The sequence below is a fragment of the Sphingorhabdus sp. SMR4y genome, assembly GCF_002218195.1.
GTDB lineage: Bacteria > Pseudomonadota > Alphaproteobacteria > Sphingomonadales > Sphingomonadaceae > Parasphingorhabdus.
The window spans coordinates 2,598,091-2,616,918 of the sequence record NZ_CP022336.1; the positions used below are offsets into that span (position 1 = coordinate 2,598,091).

The 18,828-nt window shown below is 57.3% G+C and carries 15 protein-coding genes; 13 read left to right on the plus strand and 2 right to left on the minus strand.

Going from position 1 to position 18,828, the window contains the following annotated elements; genetic code table 11:
• Positions 1–7: 7 nt before the first annotated feature.
• The 4 genes from nirB to cobA are packed head-to-tail and all read left to right on the plus strand — an operon-like array spanning position 8 to position 6,244.
• A complete protein-coding gene (gene nirB, locus SPHFLASMR4Y_RS12525) occupies positions 8–2,515 on the plus strand; it encodes a nitrite reductase large subunit NirB (protein WP_089133841.1) in 2,508 nt (835 codons plus the stop codon).
• Positions 2,515–2,856 carry a nitrite reductase small subunit NirD gene (gene nirD, locus SPHFLASMR4Y_RS12530; protein WP_409928913.1) on the plus strand — a complete coding sequence of 114 codons (342 nt, stop codon included), beginning with the start codon at positions 2,515–2,517 and terminating at the stop codon, positions 2,854–2,856. Before nirB ends, nirD begins: the two co-directional genes overlap by 1 nt.
• Complete coding sequence (locus SPHFLASMR4Y_RS12535) at positions 2,853–5,447, plus strand: nitrate reductase (protein WP_089133842.1); 2,595 nt, start codon at positions 2,853–2,855, stop codon at positions 5,445–5,447. The genes nirD and SPHFLASMR4Y_RS12535 overlap by 4 nt, the downstream gene beginning before the upstream one ends.
• Positions 5,444–6,244 carry a uroporphyrinogen-III C-methyltransferase gene (gene cobA, locus SPHFLASMR4Y_RS12540; protein WP_089133843.1) on the plus strand — a complete coding sequence of 267 codons (801 nt, stop codon included), beginning with the start codon at positions 5,444–5,446 and terminating at the stop codon, positions 6,242–6,244. The genes SPHFLASMR4Y_RS12535 and cobA overlap by 4 nt, the downstream gene beginning before the upstream one ends.
• Before the next feature lie 747 nt (positions 6,245–6,991).
• On the opposite strand, the gene SPHFLASMR4Y_RS12545 is transcribed toward cobA, so the two are convergent.
• On the minus strand, positions 6,992–7,597 hold the full coding sequence (locus SPHFLASMR4Y_RS12545; protein WP_089133844.1) for a TetR/AcrR family transcriptional regulator: 606 nt from the start codon (positions 7,595–7,597) through the stop codon (positions 6,992–6,994).
• A 257-nt stretch (positions 7,598–7,854) separates the two neighbouring features.
• On the opposite strand from SPHFLASMR4Y_RS12545, the gene SPHFLASMR4Y_RS12550 reads away from it, so the two are divergent.
• The 9 genes from SPHFLASMR4Y_RS12550 to SPHFLASMR4Y_RS12590 all read left to right on the plus strand — a co-directional run bounded on the left by SPHFLASMR4Y_RS12550 (position 7,855) and on the right by SPHFLASMR4Y_RS12590 (position 16,422).
• Positions 7,855–10,002 carry a TonB-dependent receptor gene (locus SPHFLASMR4Y_RS12550; protein WP_186265933.1) on the plus strand — a complete coding sequence of 716 codons (2,148 nt, stop codon included), beginning with the start codon at positions 7,855–7,857 and terminating at the stop codon, positions 10,000–10,002.
• A 20-nt stretch (positions 10,003–10,022) separates the two neighbouring features.
• A complete protein-coding gene (locus SPHFLASMR4Y_RS12555) occupies positions 10,023–11,390 on the plus strand; it encodes an aromatic ring-hydroxylating oxygenase subunit alpha (protein WP_089133846.1) in 1,368 nt (455 codons plus the stop codon).
• 8 nt (positions 11,391–11,398) lie between these two features.
• Positions 11,399–12,199 (plus strand): ThuA domain-containing protein, encoded by an 801-nt coding sequence (locus SPHFLASMR4Y_RS12560; RefSeq protein ID WP_089133847.1) that lies wholly within the window; start codon positions 11,399–11,401, stop codon positions 12,197–12,199.
• 37 nt (positions 12,200–12,236) lie between these two features.
• Positions 12,237–12,758, plus strand: a complete 522-nt coding sequence (locus SPHFLASMR4Y_RS12565; protein ID WP_089133848.1) for a VOC family protein — start codon at positions 12,237–12,239, stop codon at positions 12,756–12,758.
• Positions 12,758–13,513 (plus strand): SDR family NAD(P)-dependent oxidoreductase, encoded by a 756-nt coding sequence (locus SPHFLASMR4Y_RS12570; protein WP_186265934.1) that lies wholly within the window; start codon positions 12,758–12,760, stop codon positions 13,511–13,513. The genes SPHFLASMR4Y_RS12565 and SPHFLASMR4Y_RS12570 overlap by 1 nt, the downstream gene beginning before the upstream one ends.
• Entirely contained in the window at positions 13,510–14,301 is a 792-nt protein-coding gene (locus SPHFLASMR4Y_RS12575; RefSeq protein WP_089133850.1) for an SDR family NAD(P)-dependent oxidoreductase, read from the plus strand. Before SPHFLASMR4Y_RS12570 ends, SPHFLASMR4Y_RS12575 begins: the two co-directional genes overlap by 4 nt.
• Before the next feature lie 17 nt (positions 14,302–14,318).
• Positions 14,319–14,987 carry a glutathione S-transferase family protein gene (locus tag SPHFLASMR4Y_RS12580; protein ID WP_089133851.1) on the plus strand — a complete coding sequence of 223 codons (669 nt, stop codon included), beginning with the start codon at positions 14,319–14,321 and terminating at the stop codon, positions 14,985–14,987.
• A 49-nt stretch (positions 14,988–15,036) separates the two neighbouring features.
• On the plus strand, positions 15,037–15,999 hold the full coding sequence (locus tag SPHFLASMR4Y_RS12585) for a zinc-binding alcohol dehydrogenase family protein (protein WP_089133852.1): 963 nt from the start codon (positions 15,037–15,039) through the stop codon (positions 15,997–15,999).
• A gap of 72 nt (positions 16,000–16,071) precedes the next feature.
• On the plus strand, positions 16,072–16,422 hold the full coding sequence (locus tag SPHFLASMR4Y_RS12590) for a Rieske (2Fe-2S) protein (RefSeq protein WP_089133853.1): 351 nt from the start codon (positions 16,072–16,074) through the stop codon (positions 16,420–16,422).
• 482 nt (positions 16,423–16,904) lie between these two features.
• Here SPHFLASMR4Y_RS12590 and SPHFLASMR4Y_RS12595 read toward each other — a convergent pair whose 3' ends face one another.
• Complete coding sequence (locus tag SPHFLASMR4Y_RS12595) at positions 16,905–18,812, minus strand: ATP-binding protein (protein ID WP_186265935.1); 1,908 nt, start codon at positions 18,810–18,812, stop codon at positions 16,905–16,907.
• Between the last annotated feature and the right edge of the window lie 16 nt (positions 18,813–18,828).

Sequence of the window (18,828 nt, forward strand, 5' to 3'; positions counted from 1 at the left end):
TTTGTCAATGAACGCACCGGTTACTTTGAAAGACAAGCAGGGACATGCTTCCCCTGATGAGCGCGAACGGCTTGTCGTCATCGGCAATGGCATGGCAGGCTGCCGCGCAGTGGAGGAAATTCTCGCCCGCGACGCGGACCGCTACGCCATCACCATTTTCGGTGCGGAACCGCGGGTCAACTATGACCGGATCATGCTGTCCCCGGTTCTGGCAGGCGACAAGAGCTTTGAAGAAATCATCATCAATGATCAAAGCTGGTATGATGATAATGGTATAGAACTGGTCAGCGGCGATGCGATCATCGCGATCAAGCGCGACGCGAAGGAGGTGGTCAGTGCCTCGGGCCGGGTGACCCCTTATGATCGTCTGCTGATCGCGACGGGATCCGATCCGTTCATCATTCCGGTGCCGGGCCACAAGCTGCCGGGAGTTATCACCTTTCGCGATCTGGACGATGTCGACAAGATGCTGACGGCGGCAGAAGCTGGCGGCCATGCCGTCGTGATCGGGGGCGGCCTGCTGGGACTGGAAGCGGCGCACGGCCTCTCCCTGCGCGGGATGCAGGTCACCGTATTGCATCTGATGCCGACGCTGATGGAGCGGCAACTGGATGAAGCGGCAGGTTTCCTGTTGCGCAACGAACTCGAACGGCGCGGTCAAACCATCATTACCCAGGCCGATACCGCCGAGATAACCGGGAATAGCCATGTCACCGGGGTGAAACTTAAGGACGGTACCGAAATCAGCGCAGATCTTGTCGTCATGGCGGTCGGGATCAAGCCATCAGTCAATCTCGCCAAACAGGCGGAACTGGAAGTCGAGCGCGGCATCGTCGTCGATGACGATATGGTAACCAGCGATCCGGCGATACTGGCGGTCGGAGAATGCGTTCAGCATCGCGGCGCCTGCTACGGACTGGTGGCGCCGCTCTGGGAAATGTGCCGCGCCCTGGCAGATTTCATGACCAGCACTCCTAGCGGATATGCCGGTTCGGTCACCGCGACCAAGCTGAAGGTCTCCGGAATCGATCTATTCTCGGCCGGTGATTTTTCCGGCGGCGACGACGCCGAAGACATAGTCATGCGTGACGCTTCCCGCGGGATTTACAAACGGGTGGTGGTGAAGGGAGACAAGCTGATTGGAGCCGTTCTGTACGGAGATACGGCAGATGGCAGCTGGTATTTCGATCTTCTGAAACGCGAGGAAGACATATCGGATATTCGCGAAGCGCTGATTTTCGGTCAGGCTTTTGCTTCGGGAGGGGCCACGCTGGACCCTGACAGCGCCGTTGCAGCATTGTCCCCCGACGCAGAAATCTGCGGCTGCAACGGCGTTACCAAGGGACAGGTGGTCGCATGCATCGATGCTGGTGCCAATGACCTCGACAGCGTTCGCGCCAGTTGCAAGGCATCCGCCAGCTGCGGTTCCTGCACCGGCCTGGTTGAAGGCCTGCTGAGTATCTCGCTGGGCGAAGACTATGGAGGCGCCCGAACGGTCACGCCGATGTGCCAATGCACCAGCTTCACCCACGAAGATGTCCGGCGCAACATTCTCGAAAAAGAGCTGAAATCCATTCCGCAGGTGATGCAGGAGCTGCACTGGACGACGCCGGACGGCTGCGCTTCCTGCCGTCCTGCACTCAACTATTATCTGCTGTGCGCCTGGCCCACGGAGCATGAGGAAGACCCGCAAAGCCGGTTTGTCAACGAACGGATGCATGCCAATATCCAGAAAGACGGCACCTACTCGGTGGTTCCCAGAATGTGGGGCGGGATAACCACGCCGAACGAGCTGCGGGCGATTGCCGACGCGGCCGACAAATATGAAGCGCGGCTGGTGAAGGTCACCGGCGGCCAGCGGCTCGATATTTTCGGCATCAAGAAAGAAGATTTACCGGCGATCTGGGCGGATCTCAACGCCGCTGGCATGGTGTCCGGCCATGCTTATGGCAAGGCGCTGCGCACGGTGAAAACCTGCGTCGGCAGCGAATGGTGCCGCTTTGGCACGCAGGATTCAACAGGTCTGGGCATCAAGGCCGAACAGATGACCTGGGGCAGCTGGATGCCGCATAAATTCAAGATCGCCGTATCGGGCTGTCCGCGCAATTGTGCGGAGGCATCAATCAAGGACCTCGGCATAATCTGTGTCGACAGCGGCTATGAACTGAGCGTTGGCGGCAATGGCGGGATTCACCTGCGTGGCACCGATTTCCTGTGCAAGGTCGAGACCGAAGAGGCTGCGCTGGAATATATCGCGGCCTTCATCCAGCTCTACCGCGAAGAAGCGCGCTATCTCGACCGGACGGCACCCTGGGTGGAGAGGGTCGGCATGGACTATATCAAGGGTCGTATCGTGGAAGACGAGGCAGGTCGCAAGGAATTGCAGAAACGATTTCTGTTCGCCCAGTCGGTGCATCAGAAGGATCCCTGGGCGGAACGTGTCGGGGGCGCGGAAAGCCACTTGCACAAGCATATTGCTGAAATCCGGCCCTTTACTGTGCTGGAGCCGGCATGATGGTGGATGCAAAATGGATCGATATCGGACCGGTCGAGCAATTGCCTGCGCTCGGCGCGCGAACCCTGCCGGTACAAGGTGGTCAGGAGATTGTAATATTCCGCACTGCCACCGGCGGCATATATGCACTCGCCAACAAATGCCCGCACAAGGGCGGGCCGCTGAGCCAGGGCATGGTTCACGACACGAGTGTTACCTGCCCCTTGCACAACTGGCGCATTTCCCTGCTGACAGGCGAGGCGTTGGGTGAAGACAAGGGATGCGTTCCGGTCATTCCGGTAAAAATTGACGCCGGGCGGATTTACATCGACCGAACAGCCGCTTTGGCCGGGGCCGTGTGACAAAGATTTGCACCACTTGCCCCTATTGCGGCGTTGGTTGCGGTATCAAGGCCGAAATCACCGGTGATCGCGAGATTATAATCAAGGGTGACAAGGAGCATCCGGCGAATTTCGGGCGACTTTGTTCGAAAGGCACGCACCTGGCCGAAACGGTCGGTCTGGAAGGACGGCTGCTCTATCCGGAAATTGGCGGCGCGCGCACGGAGTGGGGAACGGCTCTCGATCTGGTGGCAAGGCGCTTTGCCGATACCGTTCGCACATATGGTCCGGACAGTGTCGCATTCTACGTCTCCGGTCAGTTGCTAACCGAAGATTATTATGTCGCCAACAAGCTGATGAAAGGCTTTATCGGCAGCGCCAATATCGACACGAACAGTCGCCTCTGCATGGCCAGCGCTGTTGCGGCTCATGTCCGCGCCTTTGGCGAGGACGTGGTGCCTTGCAGTTATGATGATCTGGAAGCCGCGGATCTGATCCTGTTGGTCGGATCGAACACCGCCTGGTGTCATCCGGTGATCTGGCAAAGGATCGAAAAGGCGCGCGCCGAACATGGCACGAAACTGGTCGTTATCGACCCGCGTCGGACGGAAACAGCAGAATGCGCCGATCTGCACCTGCCGATCGCTCTCGACGGTGACGTCTCCTTGTTCAATGCCTTGCTGGCCGAGATCAGGAACCGGGGGTTGCTGGATGAAGAATATCTGCGCGCTCATGTAGCGATGCCGACAGGATTCTGGAACGGATTATCCGGCGATCCGGCAGCAGCGGGTATCGATCCGGCATTGTTCGATCAGCTTGCGGATATGGTCGCCGCTCATCCCAAAATGGTCACTCTGTTCAGCCAGGGCGCAAATCAATCCGCCGGCGGCACAGACAAGGGCAATGCGATCATCAACCTGCACCTAGCGACTGGCAGGATTGGCAAGCCCGGCATGGGGCCTTTTTCGATCACCGGCCAGCCCAACGCCATGGGCGGGCGCGAGGTTGGCGGGCTGGCATCTATGCTGGCCGCACATATGGGCTTTTCCGAAGCGGAATGCGATACCGCGCAAACATTCTGGGGCAGCCCGACAATCGCGCGCAAGGCAGGCCGCAAGGCGGTGGACATGTTCCGAGATGTGCACGAAGGAAAAATCAAGGCAATCTGGATAATGGCCACCAATCCGGCCGTCTCGATGCCGGATGCAGATTATGTCCGCGAGGCATTGCAAGGCTGCGATTTCGTTGTGGTGTCCGACGTCATCGCCGAAAACGACACGACCGCTTTTGCCGACGTAAAACTGCCGGCGCTCGCATGGGGTGAAAAGGACGGCACTGTCACCAACAGCGAGCGGGTTATCAGTCGTCAGCGTCCATTGTTCAAGCCTCCGGGAGAGGCGAAAGCCGACTGGTGGATAATCCAGGAGGTCGCTCGCCGCATGGGATTTGGCGACTCATTCGTGTTCGATAGTCCGGCGGCTGTCTTCCGTGAATATGCCGCCCAGACCGGATTTCGCAATGATGGCCAGCGCAAGCTGGATATGTCCGAATGGGCCGGCATCAGCGATCGCGAATATGATGATTGGGCACCAAAGACCTGGGGTGGTCGTTCCCCTTTTGCCGATGGGAAATTCAGCGCGCCCGATGGCAAGGCAAACCTGGTTGCTGTTGCGGCTCCCGTTCCAGCACCGGTTGATCGGGCATTCCCGCTGCGTCTCAACACCGGACGCTATCGCGATCAATGGCACACGATGACTCGCACGGGTCTCAGTCCGCGATTGTCACAGCACCGCCGCGAAGCGCTGGTCGAGATTCATCCGTATGACGCCCGGAAACGTGGCCTGGGTAACGGCAGTCTGGCACGGATTGCAACCCCGCAAGGCGAGAGCATCTTTCGCATTGAAATTACCGAAGCCCAACGCAAAGGCGAAATTTTCGTGCCGATGCACTGGACCGACCGGATGAGCAGCGGCGGCCGTGCGAACCGTCTGCCCGATCAGACGGTCGACCCAATATCCGGCCAACCGGCTTTCAAAAACAGTTGCTGCAATATCGAGGCCGTCGAACCGGAATGGCGAGCATTTCTGGTGAGCAACGAGCGACCGGCATTGCCGGCTCTGCTCTACTGGTCTGGTGCGCGTATTGCCGGCGGCTGGCTCACCGAATTGGCTGGCGAAGGCACTATTGACGTTGACGGTCTGCTGCCTCCTGGCGATCGCATCGAGGCCGTGGACATGAAACGCGGGATGCGCCGGATCGCTGTACGCGATGACGAGGGCAAACTGGCGGCCGCGCTTTTCGTAACCCGCAGCGGACAGCTGCCTTCGCGCGACTGGATCGCGGGTCAGTTAGTCAGCGATGAACGGGCTGATGCTCCATCCTTGCTCGCAGCACGCCCGAAAGTCCCCCGGCCGGACAAGGGGGCGATCATCTGCGTCTGCTTCGATGTCGGCGTCAAACAGATAGTCAGCGCCATTGCCAGCCAGTCTTTACTCAGCGTCGAGGATGTCGGCGCAGCGCTGAACGCCGGGACCAATTGCGGCAGTTGCCGATCCGCGCTGGCCAGGCTGCTGGCGGACACTCAGGAACCGAATTTGGAGGCCGCTGAATGAGCGATACTGTCATCCCGCCAGGGGCCGTATGGCTGGTCGGTGCCGGGCCCGGCGATCCGGACCTGCTGACCCGCAAGGCCGAGAAACTGATCGGCGCTGCCAGCATCATTTTTTATGATGCGCTTGTCGGAAAAGCCGTGCTGGAACTGGCACCGCGCTCCGCAAGGCTCGTTCCGGTCGGCAAACGGTCCGGTCGCCATTCCAAGGACCAGCGCAGCATCAACGACATGTTGGTTGACGCGGTAAAAGCCGGAGAAAGCGTGGTCAGACTGAAAGGCGGTGATGTAGGGATATTTGGCCGCGCGACCGAGGAAATGGATGCGCTGGCCGCCCACGGCATTGCCTACCACATCTGCCCCGGCATAACCGCCGCGTCGGCGGCTGCTGCGAGCGCAGGCATGTCGCTTACCTTGCGCGGTCTGGCCCGCAAGCTTGTATTGGTCACCGCTCACGCAAAAGCGGGCGAAGAGCTCGATCTTGATTGGCAGGCACTCGCAGATCCCAAGGCAACGCTCGCTATCTATATGGGTAAAGCGGCAGCGGCGACGATTTCACGCCAGCTTATCGAAGCCGGCTTGCCCGCAGACACACCCGTGCTTCTGACAGAAAACGCCAGCCTGCCCGAAGAAAGTCAATTCAGCACACGCCTTGATCTGTTGGCACTTTCAGCGAAATCGGCCCTGGGCGCAGGTCCTGCCCTGATGCTGATCGGCGAAGCGGTGAGGCAGCGGCGAGCGGTTCAATCTTCTCATAGACAGGCCAGCCACCGAAACGAGCGCCGTCCTGTCGTTGACTGATTTGCGAAACGTGAATTCAGTCTTGGATCATCGGCAATTGGAGCGGGTGCCGTCGTTTCAATCAGTCCGCCTTTATTGTCCGCTAGTGAGATCGACTGCTTGAAACCCGACAGTCGTCTCTCGGCCCAAGAACTGCCGTTGTCTTAGTCAGTTTTTTTGTGGGCGATTTGCAGTTGGCTCCCAGTCCATCCGTCAAACTAGGTCATTCTGAAAATGACCTCACATTTGACGACGAGCATGGCTTGTCACTGGAGCAGTAAAACTTGCCGTGAAATAGCTTGCCCTGAACTGGTGTTCCGGTTCGGGGCAAGCCTGATGCGTGGTGCTGGGGTCATCTGATCTGTTCCTATCGCAAACGTCCGCGCCAAGGATTTCGTTCAAACATTCCCGGAACGCGCATACCCTGAAGATAACAGAGCCTGCAGGTGAAAAGCCACGGCTAGTTTTGCATATAAGGAGAGATATGGAAGTCCTAGGAGGATTTAGCCCGTAGTATCCGGATGGCGCCTATCAGGCGCTGTTTTTGCCGTTTGTGCCATCCGCCGGCGCATCGGTAGCCCGATATACGTTCTCGGATGCAGTCAGGAGGTGCAATTTCTCTAGATTGATTAACAGCTAGCCGATCAGTCTTTCGCATTTTCAAGATCGCAATGACGGGATAAGAATTGATCTGGCGAGACGGTGAATATCGAAGCCAGTTCACCCTGATTTTGAAAATGCGGCCCCCTATGATTGGTCACCGCTATATCATTTTCTCATCTGGCTGCGCATGATCTGCTTGGTATAGTCCAGAATCTCCTGGATTTCCCGGTCGGAAATCTGGCCGCCGATCTGGCCATATGCCATGCCCTCCAGAAGATAATGAGCGATATTGCCGCTGCGGGCGGTCTCGGGGTCTTCAGCCTGCCATCCGATCAGTTCGTGCGCGATATCATGCCACTTGCTGATGAAAGCGGAGTAGCTCGCGGACAGGAGGTTCGCCAGTTCCGGTTCGGAACGGGCGACAAGGATCAATTCCTGATAGGCGCGAAATTCCCGCTCGTTCAGATGCCGCCAGTGCGATTCGACGATATGGTCGACCGCGTCCGTATCGGGATTGATGCTGGTAAGGTCTTTCCGGAATATCTCCAGTCGTTTGTGGTGGAGATGTTCGACCGTCGCGCCCAGTACGTCCAGCCTTGTCGGAAAATGATATTGCATCCCTCCGCGGGATACGCCGGCCCGCTCGGCGATGACCCCCATGGAAATTTCGGAATAAGGCATTTCCGCCAGGCAATCGATCGCCGCATCCAGAACCTGGGCCCTTAATATTGCGCCCTTTTCTGCCTGCCTCTGGCCGCTCCCACGCTTCATTTTTTGCGCAGCCGGTTTCGTTTCGGAAGTCTGTCCCGATTGCCCTTGTTGCGCTTTCAAATGGTCCGACTTGTACAAAAAAACTCTCTTTCACGGTCAGGTAACAGGGGCATGCGTATAACAGTAAGTTATCAAAAATGATAAGAGCAAAATAAAGCAGAGCTGCTTGACAATTGGTTCAATCCCATACACTCCTCAAAAAAAAGCAGAGCTGCTGGAATTATTTTGCAGCCGAATTTGGGAGAGCGATAGTGAAGATGAAAACGAGACGTGAACTGGCGTTGGCAACTGCAATGGGCTTTGCACTTTCCGCAAATGCGACAGCCTATGCCCAGGAGCAAGCTACCAATAGCAGCCCGGACCAGGATGGATATGCGTCTGCCCCCATCATTGTTACCGCCCAGCGCCGGGACCAGGTTCTGGCTGATGTTCCGCAGGCCGTTCAGGCAATCGGCGGCGAGGCTCTCCAGAGCATGGGCGTCGAGCAACTGCAGGATGTGATTGCTCTGGTACCAAGTGCGACCGTGGGCTCTACGATTTCTGTGGGATCCAACACCTTCCAGATCCGCGGGGTTGCTGCGTCCGAAACCGACGGCGATGCAACGGTTGGCTTCTATCTCGACAATTTTGCTTTTTCCATGCCGGGGCGCCCCTACGCGCCGGCAACCGATTTCTATGATCTGGACCGGGTGGAAATATTACGCGGACCTTCAGGGACATTATACGGTCTGGGTTCACTGGGCGGAACGATCAAGGTCCTGACCAACGATCCCGACATGTACGACGCAGAGCTGGCCACTCGGATGACGGCAAATGTGACCAGCGGAGGCGAACCCGGGGGCGGCGCGGACGCGATGGTCAATGTTCCGATTTCGGACGGTAAGCTGGCATTGCGTGGTGTGGTTTCCTACAAGACCATCGGCGGGTTTGCCGACAATATCGCCACCGGCAAGGACGATGCAAATGACGCCAACAGTTTCTCGGCCCGAGTGAAGTTACGGGCAGAGCCAAACGAAAGGCTGATGATCCAGCTGGCTGCCTGGCACAATCGCTCCAATCAGGACTTTTCCAACCGTATCACCACCACCGAACCGCCGATCCTCAATCAGACCTTCGGTATCGCAAATTCGCGCTATACATTGTTCACCGGCGACATCAGCTATGATTTTGATTTTGCAACCTTGCTCTCGACAACCGGCTATATCAAGAACACGGTTGTCGTGAATAACGGCGGTTTCATACCGGGAATCGGCGACTTTGCGAGCTTCTGGCCACTCGAGACGAAGAATTTCAATCAGGATCTGCGGCTGGCTTCTAACGGCAACGGCCCGCTGTCCTGGATCGTCGGCTTCTTTTATCAGGATGGTAAAACCAAGGGTGGGCAGAGCGTCCAGCTGCCTGATTTCCCGACGGCGGGGCAACTCGGACTGGCGACCTTTAACGACAATACGCTGAAATCCGAAGCGTGGGCCGTTTATGGCGATGCAACCTATAGCATGCTGGACGGCTTGCTCGATGTCACGATCGGCGGGCGATATTATGAGGAAAAGCGTGTTTTTGACGAGAACAGCTCGATCACATTGGTTGAAGCCGGCATCGTGGTTCCGACCGTCGGAGTCGACCGGGCGAAGAGCAATACCTTCAACCCGCGCTTCAATATTTCCCTGCATCCGTCTGATGACGGAATGATCTACGCAGAGGTCGCCAAGGGATTCCGCTCCGGCGCAATCACGTCCACCTCGATCGTGGCGGGGGCCAATGGCGCTTTGGGTACCAACTTCGACAACAGTTCGCCTCCCGACAGCCTGTGGAATTATGAAGCCGGTGCTAAATGGTCATTCGGAGAGATGGATGTGTCGCTTTCTGGCTATTATTTCGACTGGGCCGGTGCGCAGATTGAATTGTCTCCCACGTTGCAAACGATCGTCGTTCCGATCGGTGATGTGAAGGGCAAGGGTCTTGATGCCGAGATCACCTGGCGCACGCCTCTGCAGGGACTGACACTACAGGCTGCAGGCAATATCAACGAGACCGAGCTGGAAAATGTTACGCCTGAAGTGGCTGCTGCCCTGCCCTGGCTGTCCAATGGCAGTCAGTTGCCCGGTACCGCCGAGAAAACCGTTTCGGCCACCGCAAGCTATGTGGGTGATCTTGGCAATGGCTGGGATCTGAAGATCAACGGGCGCTATTCCTACCGGTCGCGTCAGCAGAGCGTATTCAACGGCGTTTATGCACCCTGGAACGGTATCGGCTCCGCTCGTATCGGCGTTGCCAAGGACGATTTCGAATTTTCGATCTTCTCCAACAATATCGGCAATTCGGATCGCCCCATCTCCCGTCCCGGGGGCCAGAACCAGGTGCCCTATCCGCGCACCTTCGGTATTTCGCTCGAAAAGCGCTTTTGAGATTAGTTTAAGGACCGAACATGGCAAAAGTTGAAGGCGAGTTTCTGAAAGCGCAGAGATCGGAGGGTGAGTTTGAGACGCCCTCCTTCCTCCCGCGCAAGCCAATTCCCGACATCGGCACGCAGAAAATCGACGGTGAGCGTTTCCATTCGAAAGAATTTATGGACCGCGAATGGGAGATGATCTGGACGCGCACCTGGAACATCGGCTGCCATGTGACCGAGCTGGAAGAACCTGGCGATTTCCGGGTGCATTCGCTTGGCAAGGAATCGCTTCTCTTTGTCCGCGGCGCTGACGACGTCGTCCGCGGGTTCTTCAATGTCTGCCAGCATCGCGGCAATATATTGTGCCAGGTTCGCGAAGGCATGGTCAACCATTTCAAATGCCCGTTTCACGGCTGGGAATGGAATCTCGACGGCAGTTTGAAGCAGGTTATGCACCCCGATCTTTTCCCGCAATTTCGGGACGGGATACCGGATGGCGACCTGGACCTGCCGGAGTTGAAGGTCGAGCAGTGGGGGGGGTGGATCTGGTTTAATATGGACCCGGACGCCGGACCGTTGCGCGAATTTCTCGGCGAGGCCGGTGCGCATCTCGAAACCTACGAGCATGAAAAATTCAACCTCATCGATTACAAAAGCTTCGAATGGCAGGGTAACTGGAAACATGCCCATGATGCCTTCAACGAAAGCTATCATTTCGAAGCTTTGCATCCCGAATTTCTGGATTTTGCCGAAGGCTTTGACGTGCCGATCGAATTGCTGGGCATCCACAGCCGGATGCTGAATTTCAACCATACGGTCAGTGAAATTCTCGAAGACAGGGAAAGCATGACGCCGATCCGGGAGAAAATGCTGGGCCTTCCGGAGGGATATCAGGGATCGGCAAAAGACGTCCATCTGGCGGTCGTCGCTCACAAGCGTTCGATCCAGGAAGAGAGCCATATTCCTTACAAGCGCATGAACGACGAGCAGCTCGCCCATCAATATCATTACACCTTCTTTCCGGGCACAACGATTACGACCACGCCGGAAATGTCGATCGTATTTCGCTATCGACCGCACGAGTCAGACCCTAATTATTGCTATTATGATTTTCTGATCACCCGTCACGACCCGCCGGGAGAGCCGCGCCCCGATTTCGAATATCGCCTTTATCGCCATGCGGAATTGCCAAGCTATGTCGAAGCTTTTGACGGCACCTTCGACCCTGTTCTTGCCAATGTCCTTCAGCAGGATGGCACCAACATGCCGACCATGCAGCAGGGTACTTCCTCCCGCGGATTCAAGGGAATGATCCTAGGAGAGCAGGAGGTTCGCATCCGGAATTTCCACCAGACAATCGACCGCTATCTGAGGGGCGACTTCCCCCGGTGCGGCGATCGTTGAGAGGTCTGATGTCAGAAGCAAAACATATCCATATTGTCACCGGCGGAAAATATCACGATTTCGATCTTGCCCGGCTGAAGCTGCTTGAAGCGATGGCGGAAGACGAACGCATACGCGCGAGTTGTGCGATGGACTATTCCGGGCTCGACATCCTTGATAAGTCCGCCGGTCTGATCCTCTATACCTGCGACATGATGCCGACCGATAGGCAGGCCGAGCAGATGGACCAGTTTGTCCGCAACGGCGGTCGGATTCTGGCGTTACATGCGGTAAACGCGCATCTCGAATTTACCGATGGTCCCGAAATCGTTACTAGCGGCGTTCGTATTCCGGGGCTGGTGAAATCGACTGCGGAATCTGTCTCTCCCTTGTTCATGCAATTGCTTGGAAGCCGGTTCGTTACCCATCTCGCCGCGCAGGAGGTCCATGTTCATGTCGAGGATCAAGACCATCCGGTGACGCGCGGTATGAGCGACTTTACCCTGATCGACGAACCCTATGTTGCAACTCCGCTCGGCGAATTGCGGACCTTGCTGTCGGCGCGATATAAAGGGCCGACGCCTGGTTACGAAACGGGCGAGATCACCGACGACCCGCCGCGTCCTCAGCTTTATGTGAAGGATCATGGCAAAGGCGCTGTGCTCTATTCGCCACTGGGTCACGCGTGCGGCAAATATGACATGCGCCCGTTGATGGATGAGGCGCCGGTAGTCAGGGGACCCTGGGACGATGAGAATTATCTCGAGATCATTAGGCGCGGCATCGCTTGGATCGCCAACGCTGACGTCGCGATCGCTGCCGCCCGATGAATAGCAACAGCAGCCAGATCAAATCGGAAGCTCGAGGATGAAACCTCTAATCATAAGACAGTTGGGCTATGTTACAGATGATCTCGAGGCATCTGCTCTGGCCTGGGTAGACACGACCGGGGCAGGGCCGTTTTTTGTCCTGCCGGGCATGGGTTTCCGGAGCTGGACCTATCAGGGCAAGCCGCAACAGATGACGCTTGATATCGCCTTTGGCCAAGCCGGCGACATGATGATCGAGCTGATCCGGCCCAACGGCCAGTGGCCCAATGTCTATGGAGATTCCATGCCGAAAGGATGCGTGCCGCATCACCATGGGGTCCTCGTGAAAGATGTCGAAGCCAGTGCCCGATCAATGGGCGGGGAGGCAGTTACCCGCGCGGAACTCTCCACGGAAACCGAATTGCGCTATTTTGACTGCCGAGACCGCACCGGCCTGTTCGTCGAACTGATTACGGACAACGACGAAAGTCGCGGTTTCTTCGCCGCTGCGATCGAGGCAACGCAAAACTGGGATGGCCATACATGTCCGGTCCGTCCATTTTCAACAGGCGAGAGTTGATGGAACAGTCAAATACAGCCAGCGGTTTCCAAGACCTGGCTATCATCGTGACCGGTGCGGCATCCGGTATCGGCGCGGCGATCGTTGACCGATTGCAGGGAGCTGGTGCAAACGTGGTGGCACTCGACCGGATGGCGCTTTCCGCCCCGGCAGCGCTTTCCATCCAGATGGATGTCACCAGTGAGGATGAATGGATCGCGGCTGTCAAGCAGGTGAGCAAGCAGTTGGGCCGGATTGATGGCCTGGTCAACTGTGCGGGCGTTATTCGCATGGGGGCGATCACCGACCTGCCTGCCGAAGAATTCCGGCTGAGCATGCAGGTCAATGTCGAGGGACCGTTTCTCGCCATGAAACATGTTCTGCCGGTGATGTACAATCAAGCCTGCGGCAGCATCGTCAATATTTCCTCGACCGCGGGGATCGCGGGAGCTCCCGGCGCGGCCGGCTATTGCGCCAGCAAGGGCGCGATCCGGATGATGTCAAAGGCGGTTGCGCTGGAAGCCATTGCGAACAAATCGAATGTGCGGATCAATTCCGTCCATCCCGCAATGACGGAAACCCCGATGGTCAAGGACATCGTCAGACAGCTCGGCGGCGATGACAATATTGAAGAGCAAATGCGGGCGCTTCAGCCGTCAGGGAATTTCATCCCGGTGGAGGCGGTCGTAGATGCCATCCTGTTCTTGCTTTCTGATGCTTCGCAGTTCGTCAATGGAACCGAGTTGATCGTGGACAATGGATTTACCGCTCAGTGAACGGCAACCGTCAGCATTTGCGACTGAAAGGTTGCCAGGCTCTGGTAACAGGTGCGCTCGGGGGGATCGGCATGGCGATCTGCGACCTGTTTGTCGCGCATGGGGCACGCGTCTGGCTCGCCGACCTCGAATCGGCAGATAGCGATAAAGCGCGGCTGGCGCTGGAGCAATTTGGTGATGCTGAATATCTCCGTCTCGATGTGACGGATCGCCGGGACTGGGATAGGGCGGCCGCCAGAATTGGCGACCGGCTTGACATTCTGGTCAACAATGCCGGCATAGCGCCGACTGGCGAAATGGAAGATCTGCCGCTTGAACAATGGCAACAAGTGATGGCGGTCAACTGCCAGGGCGCTTTTCTGGCGCTCGCAACATTGGCCAGTCATCTCGAGCGCGCGGGAAAGTCGAATGATCGGTGGGCGAGCGTCGTCAATATCTCGTCGATTCTCGCGATGGTCGGGATGTCACAGGCCAGCGCCTATGCTGCCAGCAAGGGCGCCTTGCGCAGCCTGACCAAATCGGCTGCGATGGAATTTGTTCAGGGTGAGCGGCCAATCCGGGTAAATTCTCTCCACCCCGGCTTTGTAGAGACCGAAATGACGCGGGCCGGCAGTGACGCAATGAGCGAAGCGGGAGATCTGCTGGCGTCACTGGGCCGCGAAACCCCGATGGCCCGCGTCGGAACGCCCGAAGAGATCGCTTTTGCCGCACTGTTTCTTGCATCAAGTGAGAGCAGTTTCATCACAGGCAGCGAGCTGACCGTCGATGGCGGCTGGACCGCCCGCTAAAAATAAAAGGAACTGCCATGATTTTCTATGATTTCGATCTGTTTGCTCCCAGTCCCTATGTTGTCAGGATGTTCGCCGCGGAGAAGGGCCTGAAGCTGGAACGAAAAATCATCGATTTGCTGACCAGAGAGAACCGGCGTGCTCCCTTCACGACCGAGATCAGCCCGCTGGGCGAACTGCCCGCCGTGCAGCTTGATGATGGGACCGCTCTGACCGAGATCACCGCAATTTGCGAATATCTGGAAGAGATCCACCCGGAACCGCCACTGATCGGTTCCACGCCATTGGAGCGTGCGGAAACGCGTATGTGGGTGCGGCGCATCGACCAGAAAATCGCCGAGCCGATGGGCGAGGGCTTCTCGGCAGCCGAAGGGCGGGAGTTCTTCGAATCGGACCACAAGGATTCCGTACTCATCACCAAGACGATATTGCCACCCGAAGCTGGACCAGCACTCAAGGCCAAGGCGAGAGAAAAGATCATCTGGATGGACGGCCAGCTTGAGGGGCGGCAATTTGTTTGCGGCGACCGCTTCACACTGGCGGATATATATCTCTATTGCTACCTGCAGTTTGGCGAACATCAGGGCCAGCCGATCCCGACCGAAACTCTCTGGATGCGCGATTTCTTCGACCGTATGAAGGCACGGTCAACAGCTTGGCATGGCGAAGGCGGCAGCCTGGAATAGGCAGGACAATTCTCCTTATCCAGACGTCAACAGACAGCAGGAATTCATTATGAAAGCAGTATTCTACAGCGAGAACGGTGGCCCGGAGGTCATGCAATATGGGGAACGGCCGGATCCGACCTTGCAGGACGACGGCGTCCTGATCAGATCGGAAGCGATTTCTATTGAGGGCGGTGACCTGTTGAACCGGCTGATTTCTCCACCAGACCCAGTGCCCTTTATTCCGGGCTATCAGGCTGCGGGAATTGTCGAGGCGGTCGGACCATCAATTACGCTCTTCCAGCCCGGCGATCGCGTGGTGGCTTTCAACTGGTGCGGAAGTCACGCGGAACTGTTCGCCGCACCGGAATGCTTCACTTATGCAATTCCGGAATCGCTGGATATCGCGCTGGCATCCGTTGCCCCGATCGCCTTCGGTACCGCTTATGACGCGCTAATCGAATATGGCAATCTGCAGCCGGGTGAGTTCGTATTGATTCAGGGTGCCGGCGGCGGCGTCGGGCTGGCAGCCGTGCAGATCGCCAAGGCCGCAGGTGCAACAGTGATCGGCACGTCTTCCAGCAATGAGCGTCTGGAGCGGATTCGTTCTTTCGGGCTGGATTACGGCGTCAACTATCGCGATGAGGATATTGCCGAGAAATGCCTGTCCCTTACCGGCGGCTCCGGAGTTGATCTCGCGGTTGATCTGGCCGGTGGCAAAGGCAAGGAGTTGCTGGTTAAAGCATTGCGCCCGCATGGTCGCTACGCAGCCGTAGGCGCAGCAACTGGAGAGATACCCTCGTTCAGCTTCTTTGAACTGATCGGTGAAATGCTGCATGTGTTCGGCGTCTCCCTCGGCCAGGAAATGCACACCGGCCGGGTTCGCGCGCTGGTTGCCGATATCTTCGCCAAGCTGGAAGATGGCTCCTACCGAATGCCGATCGACAAGACCTTTGCCTTGTCTGACGCGGTCGCTGCGCATCGCCATGTTGCAGAATCGCACCCATTTGGCCGGGTAATCATGAAGCCCTGAACAGATAATCACTGATTTGATCGGATAAAACATTCGGTGGGTCGACGCACACAGAGAAAGGTAAAAGTCCGAATGAGTAGTACATGGCACCCGATCATGGCGTTGGAGGAATTTCCCGCAGATGGAAAACATGCAGCCTGTATCGGGGGCTGGTTCGTGCTCGTGGTGAAGGAAGGGGAGCGATTGGTTGCGGTCAACGACCGCTGTACCCATCAGGCGTCCCGGCTGTCCGAGGGACGAATCCGTCGCGGCGCCATCATGTGCCCTGTCCATGGTGCCCGTTTCGAGGCTGCTACCGGCAAGTGTCTTGGCGGTGCCTACCCCGACCTGCGCACCTTTGAAACACGCATCATCGATAACAGGATCGAAGTGGCAGTGCCGGACGAGCCACCGGGCGTGCACGAACGACCGGCAGGCGTCTGAGCTCTGTCCGACGGCCGCCAGTTATTAATCTGCAGGGTAACCAATAATTCCACCATAACTCGACTGGAAAATATCAACCTGCGCAATCGATATTTTATTTCATGTAGAATGGTTATTGGGATGCGTTGAAGCCATGCACCACGACGATATGGTCGTCCGCATACTCGGAAGTATACCGGCATCAGGACGAACGGAAGGCTGATCTGGATGCTCGCGTATCTTTGATGCGACAAAGGCGGAAACAGCCCTTTTTGAAAATCCTTTCTCTTGATTGGCTGTCTGATATCTCCAACATGGATTACTGAACTGTTCTTTCCACCCTTGAGCCATGGCTGTCTAACATAGCCTCATCCCTATTCCTCGCTCGCCGTCCCGGTAATCATGATGATGACTACCGTTGGTCAATGGGGGTCATTGAATCCTCTTCAGGCACCAGCAGACTATTCGCTAAACTGATTGCCCGAATGACGGGTCGGGCCGCGTTATGCCGGCAGGTGCAGGACGGCAGTCGTGCCCTCTCCTGGTCGCGACGCAATGGTGAAACGGCACCCGTGGCGATCGGCAAGGTCACGCACGATGGCCAGGCCAAGACCATCACCGTCCGACGCATCGCCCTTTTTGCCAGCCTTCTGGACCGCTTTCAGGGTTGCGGCATCCATGCCGATACCATCGTCGCGGACTATGATCCGGCAATGCTTGCCCTCTCTTATTTCCAGGCTGATCGTCTGCGCCTCGGCGTGCCGCAGCGCATTGGCCACGAGATTGCTGGTCGCGCGGATCAGGGCGAGCGCCGGGACCCGCGTTTTGGCGTCCGATCCGGTAATGGCCAGTACCACGCCAGCTCTCTCGGCCTCGGCGCCGAACATCTCTTGGACGGCGCGCGTGATCAGGCCAAGAGAATAGATTTCCATATCCTCCGCGGCATCGGCGGGCGCTCGCTCTCCATCGACGGTATATTCCTTCGTCAGATGCTCCAGATAGTCGATCGCCTGATCGAACTGGCTTTGCAGGTCCGGTGAAAGGCTCCCCCGTTCCCTGGCCAATATGCTTCGCAGTCCGACGATCGGCTGGCGGATGTCGTGGCTGGCGGCAGCCAGTTGCGCCTTTCTGCGCGTGGCAGACTCTCTGGCACGGGCATATTCCCGCTCGGTCTGAAGCAGTCTGCGGTCGGTGTCGGCCTGGATTTCGAGTGCGGCAATCCGCTCTGCCGTCATCCGGTCTCTCTCGCGCCGCGTCCGAAGCACGTCGACGAGGACGAGCAGCAGCATGCCGGCACCGGCAAATAGCCGGATTGCATCCCGGATAAACTCGATCGCAAGGTCGGTGAACAGACGGCCCAGATAATAAGGCTCGACGAACAGTGCGGCGATGGCGGAAAATAGCAATATGCCGCCGGCCAACAGGCGAAGGCGGGGCGCAATATCGAACCGGAGGGCTACGGTAATGGCGAACAGGAACAATACGACATAAAGGGACCACAGAAGATCAGGGGTAGAGTTGGAAATATAGGCGATCCAGACGAGCGGTAACGGCAGTGCAATTGCGACAATTCTGAACCAGATATTGTGATCCAGCCGAAAGTCGCTGCGGAATGCATAGAGGAAAACATAATAGCCGAAAAACACGGCGAGCAATGTGAACGCTTCCCATATGGATCGCCCCTGTTCGGGAGTCGCCGCCAGAACCGTCGAATAGAGAGACGCCTCGTTCTGCAACATCATCACAGCGTAGCCAATGCCGATCAGCATCGCGAGCGGCCGGTTGGTAAGAAAGGAAACGACCGCCAGAATGATACCGATCATTACCAGCATCACGGTGAATCCCGACTTGAACAGGACAGCGACGACCTGATTGCTGCCCAGCTCCCCTTCGCGGAAAATCCCAATATTGGGGTTGTCGCCACTCGCTGCGTTGATCAGCGCAAGACACGTCTGCCCGGGTGCGATGGCAAAATTCTGGGTGCGGATATAGGTGAAATAGCGAGCCTCGAGCTGTCCATCCGTCCCGGTCTTAGATGCCAGTATTTCCCGGCGAGGTTCGCCGGCGCATTCCAGATATACTCTTGGCGGAACCACGAAAATTCCGCCGAGCCCGATCACCCTGCGCAGCGTTTCGCCGCCTGTCTCGCCTCCATTGCGAAACTTCAGGGCTATCCAGCTGCGCCAGTCATGAAATGCGCCATCACTGTCCGTTGCTATCGGAGGACCGAACCGCCCCTCACGATAGGCTGCAAAAGCCTGGTCGACCGAAATTTCTTCGCCGCGGGGCTGGACGAGATAGCGCGCCGCATATTCGACCTGCTCGGCAGATTGTCCGGTTTCGAGCAACACTGGACCGTCGAAGGCATGTGCGGTTTCTGACAGAAAAGGCGTCAGCCACAGCAAAAGCACCGCAAGTGCCTGTCGG